Below are 11,150 nucleotides of genomic sequence, written 5' to 3'. Positions count from 1 at the left end.
CGGGGCGTTCGAGGCGGAGCAGGCCGGGCAGGCGGGGCAGGACGATGAGGCCGGGCAGGCCGGGCAGTCGGGCAGGGATGCCACCGAACCGGCTGCCCAGCGCTCGGCTCTCACCGGCGGCGACGCGGGCTCCGGCACGGGCCCCGGCGTCGTCGTTGGCGCCGTCCTTGAGGATGGGCAGCCGCCGGCAGTGGAGGCACAACCCGCCGCCGCCGAAAGGGCGCGCCAGCCGGCCGTTCCGGTGCCGCTCTACGGGCCGGGGGACCTGGTGCTGGTAATCGGCCAGGATGATATTGCCCTCGAGGCCGCCAACTCCATGGCCGCCGCGGCCCCTGCAGTCAACGGTGCGCCCTCGGAGGCCGCCGACTGGATATCGGGCGGCGGCAACATGGTGAAGATGGCCGGCGCGCACGCCGCCGATGTCCGGCGACCGGTGCAGGACCGCAACAGCGCGATCGGTGCCCGTGCCCGGGGCGTGGAGCGGGGACAGAGCGTGTTCGTGGCCTTTGGCCTGGGCCAGGCGCTCACGCCGCCTGTGGAGCTGCTCGCGCTGCTTCCGGCTTTGGGAGCGGACCAGATCTGGCTGGCGGTGGACGCCCGGCGAAAGGCCGAAGACACCGACCGCTGGGTGCAGGCCGTGCAGCGGGTGGTGGTTCCCGACGGCCTGGCGGTCACCGGAACGAGGCACACTGGCTCGCCCAAGACCGTGAACACCCTGGGGGTGCCGGTGGGTTGGGTGGACGGCGCGCCGGCCGAGACCGCCTGGCTCTGACTGCCGCGGCGGGTCGAGCGGGCCTGCCCGGGCGCCGAGTTCAGCTGCGATAGAGTTGACGCGTGCTGGTGCTGACGCGAAAACCCGGAGAGCGGATCCTGATCGGTGACGACATCGTCATCACCGTGCTGGACGCCCGCCGCGACGGCGTCCGCCTGGGCATCGAGGCCCCGCGCGGCGTGAAGATCCAGCGTGATGAGGTGGTCCAGGCGGTCAGCGAGGCCAATATGGCTGCCGCCCAGAGCGGCCCGGAGGCCGAGGAGCGCATCAAGGCCCTGCTGGGCCTGAACCTCCCCGGCAGCAGCGGCCCCGGCGGCCCCGGCAGCTGATCCGCTCGCCGGCGGCCCCATCGGCGCCGGCCAGCTAAACCCGTTCACGGGCGGGGCCAGGGGCGGCGGCAGGCACCGGCGTCGTCGTGCTGTTGTGGCCTTTTTGACCTAACCCGGCACGGCAGGATAACCTTGGTAGTCGTTGTGCGTGTCCAACCTCGATACGCTATGTCCGTGTGGCGGCCCAGTTGCAGGGCCAACCTGGTCCACGGAAATAGCCGAGACTTTCTGGGCCACTGGTTACATTTCAGTCCTCACCTGAAGTTCCGGTAGCGCATCACCAACTTTGCGCGTGTGTTCTGTGAAGAATGCGCCGCTACCTTAGAACACCAAACGAAGGCAAAAACCGTGCGTACGTACACTCCGAAGCCCGGCGATATCAACCGCCAGTGGCACGTCATTGACGCCACCGACGTCGTCCTGGGTCGTCTTGCCAGCCAGACCGCAACACTGCTGCGCGGAAAGCACAAGCCGACCTTTGCTCCTCACATGGACATGGGCGATTTCGTCATCATCATCAACGCTGAGAAGGTCGCCCTGACCGGCGCCAAGCTCGAACAGAAGCGTGCCTACCGCCACTCCGGGTTCCCGGGTGGCCTGTCCTCCGTCAACTACGCCGAACTGCTGGAGAAGAACCCGGTTCGTGCAGTTGAGAAGGCCATCAGGGGCATGCTGCCGAAGAACTCCCTGGCTGCCCAGCAGCTGTCCAAGCTGAAGGTCTACACGGGTGCCGAGCACCCGCACGCTGCCCAGCAGCCGAAGACCTTCGAAATCACCCAGGTCGCCCAGTAGCGCCGGCCACCACTAGAAACTTAATTCAAGGAGCATCGTGGCTGAAGAGCTGAACACCGCTGCTGAGGGCGAAACCCTCACCAGCTACACCTCGGAATCATCCGAGGTCACCGAGACCGCCAAGAAGGAACGCCCCGCCCTCACCGTAGGCGGAGGCGCCGTGGGTCGCCGCAAGCAGGCTATCGCCCGCGTACGTCTGGTTCCGGGTGCCGGCAACTGGACCATCAACGGCCGTGAGCTGGCGAACTACTTCCCGAACAAGCTGCACCAGCAGGAAGTGAACGATCCGTTCAAGATCCTGGATCTGGAAGGCGCTTACGACGTCATCGCCCGCATCCACGGCGGCGGCCCCTCCGGCCAGGCCGGTGCGCTGCGCCTGGGCGTTGCCCGTGCGCTGAACGAGATCGACCGCGAGAACAACCGCCCGACCCTGAAGAAGGCCGGTTTCCTCACGCGCGACGCACGCATCATCGAGCGCAAGAAGGCTGGCCTCAAGAAGGCCCGCAAGGCGCCGCAGTACTCGAAGCGCTAAACCGCTTCCGAAGCTTTTGCTTCCACGCGAGGTCCCGCAGCATGGCTGCGGGGCCTCGCGTGTGTTTAAGCGGCTGTAGCGAGGTGGCGGGCGTAGGGGTGTAAGGTCGCCCGCGGCCGGGTCAGCGGCCAAAACAGGGCGCAGCATGCGACAGCCGGCGGGAGGTGAACCGGCTCCTTGGTGCGCTGCCGTAAAATGGGTCGCGATGTCTAGATTATTTGGTACCGACGGAGTCCGCGGACTGGCCAACGGATTGATCACTGCAGAGCTGGCGCTCGAGGTCGCGCAGGCGGCCGCAGTGGTCCTTGGCCACCGGCAAGTTGAAGACGGCAAGCGCCCGACGGCGGTGATCGCCCGCGACCCGCGCGCAAGCGGCGAGTTCATCAGCGCCGCCGTGGAGGCCGGCCTCGCCAGTGCGGGCGTCGATGTCTACGACGCCGGGGTGCTGCCCACGCCAGCGGCCGCTTACCTGGTGGGGGACCTGGCGGCGGACTTTGGCGTGATGATTTCCGCCTCGCACAATCCGGCCCCGGATAACGGCATCAAGTTTTTCGCCCGCGGCGGGCACAAGCTGCCGGACGAGGTCGAGGACGCGATCGAGCAGGAGATGGCGCAGCCGCGCGTCCGGCCCACGGGCGCGGAGGTCGGACGTATCCAGCGTTTCGCAGACGCGGAAGACCGCTACATCCTGCACCTGCTGCAGACCCTGCCTTCCCGCTTGGAGGGCCTGAAAGTGGTTCTCGACTGCGCGCACGGCGCGGCCAGCGGCTGCTCGCCGGAGGTGTTCCGCGCCGCCGGTGCGGACATTGTGGTGATGGGTGCCGAGCCGGACGGGCTGAACATCAACGACGGCGTGGGGTCCACCCACCTGGAGAAGCTGCAGGCCGCCGTGGTCGAGCACGGCGCCGACCTGGGCATTGCCCACGACGGCGACGCCGACCGCTGCCTGGCCGTGGACGAGCGCGGCAACGTCGTGGACGGCGACCAAATCATGACCATCCTGGCGTTGGCCCTGCGCGACGCCGGCCGGCTCAAGGACGATGTCCTGGTCGCCACGGTCATGAGCAACCTCGGCATGAAGCTGGCCCTGCAGGATGCCGGCATCCGCATCCAGGAAACCGCCGTGGGCGACCGGTACGTGCTGGAATGCATGCGCGCCCACGGATACTCGCTGGGCGGCGAACAGTCCGGGCACGTGATCTTCTCGGAGTACGCGACCACCGGCGACGGCGTCCTGACCGGGCTGCAGTTGGCCGCACAGGTGGCCAAGTCCGGCAAGCCCCTCTCGGAGCTGTCGCAGCGGATGGTCCGGCTTCCCCAGGTCCTGATCAATGTCAAGGACGTGGACAAGTCCGGGGTCGAAACCAACCAGCCCCTCCAGCAGGCCGTGGCTGCCGCGTCCGCCGCGCTGGGTGGGACCGGACGGGTGCTGCTGCGCCCCTCCGGCACCGAGCCGGTCGTGCGCGTGATGGTCGAAGCCGCTGACATGGAAACCGCCCAGGCAACCGCCGAGGAGCTGGCCCGGAGCGTGAAGGCGCACCTGTCGCTGGAGGCGGCCGCCGCCGAGTAGGGGCGCCGCCGCAGACTGGGCGGGCGGGAAGCCGGTCCGGCGGCCGGCGGACCTGCCGGGACCCAAGGACCGCGTGCGGGGCAGCCCTCAGCGCCGGGCCTTCACCAGCACCACCTCGTAGCTGTCCGCCGTCGGCGGGTTCCCGGTGTCGAACTTCGCGTTCACGACGGCGAGTCGGCGGCCGAACAGCGCGGCGGTGGTCGGGGTCTGGAAAGCGTCACTGGTGATCACGGACCGGACCTCCCCGGAGCCAATCCGGCGGTCCAGCCTGATCACGCTGATCTGGTTGTCCATGTTTTGGACCGCCCAAAGCCAGCGGCCCTTCAGCACCAACCCGTCAACGTTGGGGACGCTGACGCCGGAGATTTCGGCGCTGGCACCGGTTGCCGGGTTCACGGTATACAGCGCAGCGTTGGCCGAGTGGGCCACAATCAGCTGCCGCCCGTGGTCGGCCGCCACTATGCCGTTCAGGTTGAACGCCGCGGGGGTTTCCGCGGCAGGGCCGCTCAGTTGCAATGTCCGCGGGCTGCCCAGCTGCCCGCGGTGACCGACCGGCACGAAGTACAGCTCGCCTTCGCGCGAGTTCGTAAACCAGGCGCCGCCCCGGCCAAGGGTTACGTCGTTGATGAAGGAGCTGGCGGGGTCGTTCAACTGGAACTCGGCCACAGGTTCCGCGGTCCGGGTGTTGTAAACATAGGCCTTGCCGGTAGGTCCGCCGGCCACGAAGAGCAGGTTCCGCCGCGTGTCGGCAGCCATGCCGACGGCGAACCGGCCGTCCGGTGCGTCGATGAACTTCTCGGCGGTGCCCCGCCGTACGTCGCCACGGAAGATATCGCCCGCCAGCAGGTCGCCGGCGTAGAAGGTGCTGCCACGGCCGGCGGCGATGCCCTCCGCGGACGTCGCGTCCGGCAGGTCGATGATTCGGTCCGTACACTCCGGTGACGAGCCGTGGGTGCCGGCGACAACGTGGCCGGCGGAAGCCGGCAGCCCCGTCAGCATCAGGGCGACGGCGGTCAGCAGGGCGGCGGCACATCGTGCCGCCAGGGAAAGGGGGAGGAGGGGTCGCATGGAGGTTCACCTGATTCTTGCGCGATGGTGTCGGGAGTTCCCTCCAGCAGGCTCCCGATGGTGATGCTCATAGCGTACGCCGGGCCGGCGGAAACGTCAGGCCCTCCCGGCGGCGCTGCCCGAACGGCCGGCAGCGGCGGTAGCGGCCCGCTTCCGGACGTCGCCCTTACGCCTGGTTGCGTGCCTGCAGTGCGTCGCGAATTTCGGTGAGCAGCGCGACCTGAGGGTCGACGGCCTCTTCTTCCTTGTTGATCCCCAGGCGGCGGTTGCGCCGCTCGATCATGTGGTTCATCGGTGCCACGATGACGAAGTAGATCGCCGAGGCGATGAGCAAAAAGTTCACGATGGCGGTCAGCAGGACGCCGAACGCGACGTTGTTCCCGTTGAAGTTCCAGAGCAGGAAACTGTCGAAATTAGGCGAGCCGACCAACCCGGCGATGAACGGCATCAGCACGCTGTTGACCAAGGCGTTGACCACGCTCCCGAAGGCCCCGCCGATGATTACGGCCACGGCAAGGTCAATGACGTTGCCCTTCATGATGAACTCTTTGAATCCGTTTATCATGTGGCCAATGTAGCGCCTCGGGGCAGGGACCTGGGGTAGCGGGGGCAGGGGCAGGAGGCCGTGGCAAGATGGGGCCGCAGCAGGATGGGCGGCTGCGGCCGCTCACGAATAGCGGGCGGCTCCGGGCAACCCGAAGTACTCCTCGAGCGTCTCGATGCCCCGTTTGGCCATGTCCGCGGCCACTTTCTTTCCCACGTAGCGCAGGTGCCAGGGTTCCGGCAAATAACCGGTCATGGCCTCGGCGCCGGGCCGGTAGCGGATGATGAATCCGAAGCGTGCGGCGTTGTGGGCCGCCCAGTTGCCCGCCGCCGTCTCGGCGAAACACTGCTGCAGGTTGCAGATCCCGGTGGCGTCGCCGATGTCCAGGGACAGCCCGGTTTGGTGCTCCGAATAACCGGGCCGCGCCGAAATCATGTCCGCGGCGGCCTCGCTGCCGTGTTGCCGGACCCAGTGGTTGTAGGTGCTGGCCTGCGTCGCGTAGGACCGGAACCCGCTGATCATGATCATGAACGCGCCGTCGGCGGCGGCCGCGTTGAACATGTCCTCGGTGGCAGTTGCCACAGCGTCCCGCAGCAGCGCCGATTCCCCGCCCGCGCCCAGGGCCACCGCCGGCTGGCGCAGGTCTCCGGGGTAGTAGTCCAAGGGATCGAGCGGACGGGCCTTGTTGACGACGACGGCGATGCTCGCCGGATCTGTGTGGTCCTCCCCGGCGGCCGCGGCGCCGTCCTTCTTGCCGCCGCCCGCGCCGTCCTTCTGGCCGCCGTCCGCGCCGTCCTTCTGGCCGCCGTCCGAGGCCCCGCCCTTGCTTCCGCCGTCCTTCTGGCCGCCGCCGGTGGCATCGCCGTCATTCTTTGGAGCCTTCGGGCTCTGTTCGGGGACCGGAAGGGACGTGGTTCCCTCGGCCGGGGTCGGCGCCGGCGCAGTCGGTGCGGCCGTCGTCGTGCCGGCGGACGCGGCGGGAGGCGGAGCGGTTTCCCCCGCCGGGGCGCAACCGGTGAGCAGGGCCAGCGCGGCGGCCAGGCCGGCTGCGAGCACCGGCGCCCTCAGAACGGCCATGTCAAGTTTTCCGCAGCAGCATTCTGCGGATCGAGTGGTCCGCGTCCTTGGTGAGCACCAGCTGTGCCCGCCCGCGTGTCGGCAGCACGTTCTCCCTCAGGTTCGGTTCGTTGATCCGCCGCCAGATGCCCAGGGCCGTCTCCGTGGCCTCCTCGTCCGTGAGCGAGGCGTAGCGGTGGAAATAGGATTCCGGATCCGTAAATGACGTCCGCCGCAGTTTATGGAAACGGTTGACGTACCACTGCTCAATATAGGACGTCTTGGCATCCACATAAATGGAGAAGTCGAAGAAATCGCTCAGCGCCAGCCCGGTGCGCCCGTCCGCCCGCGGGCGCGCCGGAGCCAGGACGTTCAGGCCCTCCACGATCAACACATCCGGACGGTGGACCACCACTTCCTTGTCCGGCACGATGTCGTAGGTCAGGTGCGAATACCAGGGCGCATGCACTTCCTCTGCCCCGGACTTCACCTCGGACACGAACCGCAGCAGCGCCCGCTGGTCGTAGGACTCGGGGAAGCCCTTGCGTTCCATCAGCCCGCGCCGCGCCAGTTCGGCGTTGGGGTAGAGGAAACCGTCGGTGGTGACCAGCTCCACGTTCGGGGTGTCCGGCCAGCGCCGCAGCATCTCGCGCAGCACGCGGGCCGTGGTGGATTTCCCGACGGCGACCGACCCGGCCACGCCGATCACGAACGGTGTGCGGCGGCTGGTTTCGCCCAGGAAGGTGGTGGTGGCCTTGTGCAGCTCGCCGGCCGCGCCCACATACAGGTTGAGCAGCCGGGAGAGCGGCAGGTAGACCTCGCGGACCTCGTCCAGGTTCAGGGCATCGCCCAGGCCCCGGAGCCGCTCGATATCGTCCTGGTCCAGGGGCTGTTCAATCTCGTTGGACAACCGGGACCAGGTCTGCCGGTCCAGCTCCACGAATGGTGTGAAGTTACTCTCACCGTTGGACGCCGTCGTCTTCGGTGTCGCATCAGTCACCTATGAATTGTGCCTGCTGCGGGATTCAAATCCCAAAAGGCGCCCCGCTGCGGCGCGGCGGATTGCCCCGTCCCGCCTTCGCAGCGGCCGCCGGGATGGCGTGCGGAACCCTCTGTCGGTGACGGCCCCGCGGGCAGGTACCCTTAATCCCATGTGTGGAATCGTAGGTTATGTTGGCCGCCGCGACGGCGGGGCCGGAGTCAGCGCTGCTGATCACAGCGCCCTGGACGTCGTTCTCGAGGGCCTTCGCCGCCTGGAATACCGCGGTTACGATTCCGCGGGAGTGGCAGTCATCTCCAGCTCCGGGATCGAGGCGCGGAAGAAGTCGGGCAAGCTGAGCAATCTGCTGGACGAGCTCGAGTCCGCCCCGCTGCCCGAGTCGCTGACCGGCATCGGCCACACGCGCTGGGCCACGCACGGCGGCCCCACCGACGAAAACGCGCACCCGCACCTGGCCGACGGCGACAAGCTCGCCGTGATCCACAATGGCATCATCGAGAACTTCGCCGAGATCCGTGCCTCCATGCTGGCCAAGGGCCACACGTTCCGCTCGGAAACGGACACCGAGGTGGCCGCGGTGCTGCTCGGAGACCTCTACCGTTCCCTGGCCGCGGAGGATCCCGCCACCGCGACCCTGGCCAAGGCCATGCAGCTCGCCTGCCAGCGGCTGGAGGGCGCCTTCACCCTGCTGGCCATCCACCAGGACCAGCCCGACGTCGTCGTCGCCGCACGCCGTAACTCGCCGCTCGTCGTCGGACTGGGCGAGGGCGAGAACTTCCTGGGCTCCGACGTCTCCGGCTTCATCGACTTCACCCGCCGCGCCGTGGAGCTGGAGCAGGACCAGATCGTGACCATCACCCCCGACTCCTTCGAGATCACCGACTTCTTCGGCAACGCCGCCCAGGGCACCGAATTCGAGGTGAACTGGGATGCGGCCGCCGCGGAGAAGGGTGGCTACCCGTCCTTCATGGAGAAGGAAATCAACGACCAGCCCGAGGCGGTCGGCCAGACCCTGCTGGGCCGCTCGGACCTGCACGGCAGGCTGACCCTGGACGAGCTGCGGATCGACCCGGAGCTGCTCAAGACCGCCAACAAGATCATCGTGCTGGCCTGCGGCACATCGGCCTATGCCGGCCAGGTGGCGAAGTACGCGATCGAGCACTGGTGCCGCATCCCGGTGGAGGTCGAACTCTCGCACGAGTTCCGGTACCGTGACCCGATCGTGGACGCCAACACCCTGATTGTGGCCATCTCCCAGTCCGGCGAGACCATGGACACCCTGATGGCCGTCCGGTACGCCAAGGAGCAGGGAGCCAAGGTCCTCGCGATCTGCAACACCAACGGTTCGACCATCCCGCGCGAGGCCGACGCCGTGCTGTACACCCACGCCGGACCCGAGATCGCCGTCGCCTCGACCAAGGCCTTCCTGGCGCAGATCACCGCAGCCTACCTGCTGGGCCTCTACCTGGCGCAGCTGCGCGGGAACAAGTTCCAGGGCGAGATCAAGGACATCCTGGCCGACCTTGGCAAGATCCCAGCGAAGATCCAGAGCGTGCTGGACAACGCCAAGGACATCAAGGACCTGGCCGTGCTCATGGCCGAGAGCAAGTCGGTGCTGTTCCTGGGCCGGCACGTCGGCTTCCCCGTCGCCATGGAGGGCGCGCTGAAGCTTAAGGAGTTGGCCTACATCCACGCCGAAGGCTTCGCCGCAGGCGAGCTCAAGCACGGGCCGATCGCCCTGATCGAGGAAGGCCAGCCGGTCTTCGTGGTGGTACCTTCGCCGCGCGGCCGCAACTCGCTGCACGCCAAGGTCGTCTCGAACATCCAGGAAATCCGCGCCCGCGGCGCCAAGACCATTGTCATCGCCGAGGAAGGCGACGTCTCCGTCAAGGATTTCGCCGAGTTCGTCTTCTACGTTCCCGAGACGCCGACGCTGCTGGCTCCGCTGCTCACCACGGTCCCGCTGCAGATCTTCGCCTTGGCACTGGCGACGGCCAAGGGCTACGACGTGGACCAGCCGCGCAACCTGGCCAAGAGCGTCACCGTCGAGTAGCAGGCAGTTGGCAGGCATGTCCACCCGGTTGCTCTTCGCGGCGCCCCGGTCTCCGTACAACAGGATCGGGGCCTGCTCCGTTCCCAGACGTCCAGTCCGCGCCCGCCACGCGGCGCTCCGGCGGCGCGTCCGGCTGCTGTCCGTGCCGCCCGTGCGGTGCACCCTGATTTCCACCGGGGAGCCGGTCCTGGCTCCGCGGTGCGCCCGCTCGCCGTGGTCGGTTCGGGCGGGAGCCGAAGAATGATCGTGGGCATCGGCGTGGACGTGGTGGAAGTTTCCCGGTTCCGCCGGCAGTTGCAGCGCACCCCGGCCTTGCTGGAGCGACTGTTTACGCCCGCGGAACGCGAGCTCACTACCCGGTCCTTGGCCGCCCGCTTCGCGGCCAAGGAAGCGATCGCCAAGGCACTGGGGGCTCCGGCCGGCATGAACTGGCAGGACTGCACCATCTGTGTCGACGCGGGGGGAGACCCCTACCCGGAATTCACCGGCACCGTCGCCGCGGCGTCCGCGGCCAGGGGTGTGAAGTTCTGGCACCTGTCCATGAGCCACGACGGCGACCTGGCAACTGCCATGGCGGTCGCCGAGAAGTAGCGGCCGGCAGCCGGGCGCGCGTCGGGCCCGGGCTAACGTTCCACCCGATAGTGCAGGTACACGACGCCGTTGCCGAAGCGGCGCTCGTCCAGCAGTTCGAGCCCGACTCTCAGGTCCTCCGCCAGAAAGCGCTTCCCGCCGCCCACCACGACCGGCGAGACGAAAAACAGGCATTCGTCGACCAGTCCCGCCGCGAAGGCGTGGCCGGCCAAGTCGGGCCCGCTGATGCTCAGGTCCGCCGCTGCCGAGGCCTTCAGGCGCCGCACCGCCTCCGGCTCGAATTCCCGCTCGATCCGGGTTCGGGCGCTTGAAACCGTCTGCAGGGTCCGGGAATAGACCACCTTGTCCTTCCGCAGCCACGACTCCGCGAAGGCCCGCTCGACCGGGGAAACCTCCGGGCCGTCGGGCACGGTTTCCCAGACGGCCATCACCTCGTACATGCGCCGGCCGAAGAGATAGGTGCCCACCCGTCCCTCCAGGTCGTTGACGAAGGAATGCACCTCCTCGTCGGGAACGCTCCAGTCGAAGTTGCCGTCCCGGTCGGCAATGTAGCCGTCAAGCGACATGATTGCGGAATACAGCAGCTGTGCCACGATGACTCCTGGGCTATTGGGCAGGGCGGGGGAGCGTCCGCCCATTGTTCCCCAACCTTGCGCATCGGCGGAAGGCCGGAGCTGTGGTTCCGGCCCGCTGCGCTGTTCCGGATCGCTGTGCTGTGCCGGCTCACTCCGCCGTCGCGATTGCCGTCGGGCGGACCGGTGCCCGGCCCTGTTCCGGGCAAAGCGTGCGATGTATCCTGACAGCCGGCGCCCGCCGCTAGCCGCACATTGAGGGGGAAGAGCC

11 protein-coding genes and 1 pseudogene are annotated in these 11,150 nt (G+C 68.0%); 7 read left to right on the top strand and 5 right to left on the bottom strand.

The window, feature by feature from the left end; genetic code table 11:
• From AC5RUH_RS08840 to glmM, 5 genes and pseudogenes are all read left to right on the top strand, one after another.
• A pseudogene (locus tag AC5RUH_RS08840) lies at nucleotides 1-772 on the top strand (hypothetical protein); the annotation flags it as partial.
• A 62-nt stretch (nucleotides 773-834) separates the two neighbouring features.
• Nucleotides 835-1,101, top strand: a complete 267-nt coding sequence (gene csrA, locus AC5RUH_RS08835; RefSeq protein WP_494012682.1) for a carbon storage regulator CsrA — start codon at nucleotides 835-837, stop codon at nucleotides 1,099-1,101.
• Between the two features lie 348 nt (nucleotides 1,102-1,449).
• Nucleotides 1,450-1,893 (top strand): 50S ribosomal protein L13, encoded by a 444-nt coding sequence (rplM, locus tag AC5RUH_RS08830; protein ID WP_493979145.1) that lies wholly within the window; start codon nucleotides 1,450-1,452, stop codon nucleotides 1,891-1,893.
• Between the two features lie 37 nt (nucleotides 1,894-1,930).
• Nucleotides 1,931-2,425 (top strand): 30S ribosomal protein S9, encoded by a 495-nt coding sequence (gene rpsI, locus AC5RUH_RS08825; RefSeq protein WP_493979144.1) that lies wholly within the window; start codon nucleotides 1,931-1,933, stop codon nucleotides 2,423-2,425.
• Between the two features lie 205 nt (nucleotides 2,426-2,630).
• A complete protein-coding gene (gene glmM / locus AC5RUH_RS08820; protein ID WP_494128373.1) occupies nucleotides 2,631-3,995 on the top strand; it encodes a phosphoglucosamine mutase in 1,365 nt (454 codons plus the stop codon).
• An 87-nt stretch (nucleotides 3,996-4,082) separates the two neighbouring features.
• Here the strand turns inward: glmM and AC5RUH_RS08815 are convergent, their stop codons facing one another.
• The 4 genes from AC5RUH_RS08815 to coaA form a co-directional block, all read right to left on the bottom strand.
• Nucleotides 4,083-5,063: an SMP-30/gluconolactonase/LRE family protein gene (locus AC5RUH_RS08815; RefSeq protein WP_494128372.1), complete on the bottom strand. Its 981-nt coding sequence runs from the start codon at nucleotides 5,061-5,063 to the stop codon at nucleotides 4,083-4,085.
• Nucleotides 5,064-5,229: 166 nt separating this feature from the next.
• Nucleotides 5,230-5,628: a large conductance mechanosensitive channel protein MscL gene (gene mscL, locus AC5RUH_RS08810; RefSeq protein WP_494000429.1), complete on the bottom strand. Its 399-nt coding sequence runs from the start codon at nucleotides 5,626-5,628 to the stop codon at nucleotides 5,230-5,232.
• A gap of 102 nt (nucleotides 5,629-5,730) precedes the next feature.
• Nucleotides 5,731-6,684 (bottom strand): M15 family metallopeptidase, encoded by a 954-nt coding sequence (locus AC5RUH_RS08805; RefSeq protein WP_494128371.1) that lies wholly within the window; start codon nucleotides 6,682-6,684, stop codon nucleotides 5,731-5,733.
• A 1-nt stretch (nucleotide 6,685) separates the two neighbouring features.
• The gene (gene coaA / locus AC5RUH_RS08800; RefSeq protein WP_494000427.1) at nucleotides 6,686-7,663 is read right to left on the bottom strand and encodes a type I pantothenate kinase; all 978 of its coding nucleotides are present in this window, start codon (nucleotides 7,661-7,663) and stop codon (nucleotides 6,686-6,688) included.
• A 151-nt stretch (nucleotides 7,664-7,814) separates the two neighbouring features.
• On the opposite strand from coaA, the gene glmS reads away from it, so the two are divergent.
• Both glmS and AC5RUH_RS08790 read left to right on the top strand, forming a co-directional pair.
• Complete coding sequence (glmS, locus tag AC5RUH_RS08795) at nucleotides 7,815-9,716, top strand: glutamine--fructose-6-phosphate transaminase (isomerizing) (protein WP_494012676.1); 1,902 nt, start codon at nucleotides 7,815-7,817, stop codon at nucleotides 9,714-9,716.
• A gap of 240 nt (nucleotides 9,717-9,956) precedes the next feature.
• A complete protein-coding gene (locus AC5RUH_RS08790) occupies nucleotides 9,957-10,307 on the top strand; it encodes a holo-ACP synthase (protein WP_494022527.1) in 351 nt (116 codons plus the stop codon).
• A gap of 32 nt (nucleotides 10,308-10,339) precedes the next feature.
• Here AC5RUH_RS08790 and AC5RUH_RS08785 read toward each other — a convergent pair whose 3' ends face one another.
• Nucleotides 10,340-10,900 (bottom strand): dihydrofolate reductase family protein, encoded by a 561-nt coding sequence (locus AC5RUH_RS08785; RefSeq protein ID WP_494000424.1) that lies wholly within the window; start codon nucleotides 10,898-10,900, stop codon nucleotides 10,340-10,342.
• Between the last annotated feature and the right edge of the window lie 250 nt (nucleotides 10,901-11,150).

The organism is Arthrobacter sp. Y3223166 (assembly GCF_059090935.1).
Note: the sequence above shows the minus strand (reverse complement) of the source record. Positions and strands in the feature narration are given on the sequence as shown.

Coding starts and splice junctions, on each gene's coding strand:
- glmM (WP_494128373.1), top strand. CDS start 2,631: ATGTCTAGATTATTTGGTACCGACGGAGTCCGCGGACTGGCCAACGGA.
- AC5RUH_RS08815 (WP_494128372.1), bottom strand. CDS start 5,063: ATGCGACCCCTCCTCCCCCTTTCCCTGGCGGCACGATGTGCCGCCGCC.
- mscL (WP_494000429.1), bottom strand. CDS start 5,628: ATGATAAACGGATTCAAAGAGTTCATCATGAAGGGCAACGTCATTGAC.
- AC5RUH_RS08805 (WP_494128371.1), bottom strand. CDS start 6,684: ATGGCCGTTCTGAGGGCGCCGGTGCTCGCAGCCGGCCTGGCCGCCGCG.
- glmS (WP_494012676.1), top strand. CDS start 7,815: ATGTGTGGAATCGTAGGTTATGTTGGCCGCCGCGACGGCGGGGCCGGA.
- AC5RUH_RS08790 (WP_494022527.1), top strand. CDS start 9,957: ATGATCGTGGGCATCGGCGTGGACGTGGTGGAAGTTTCCCGGTTCCGC.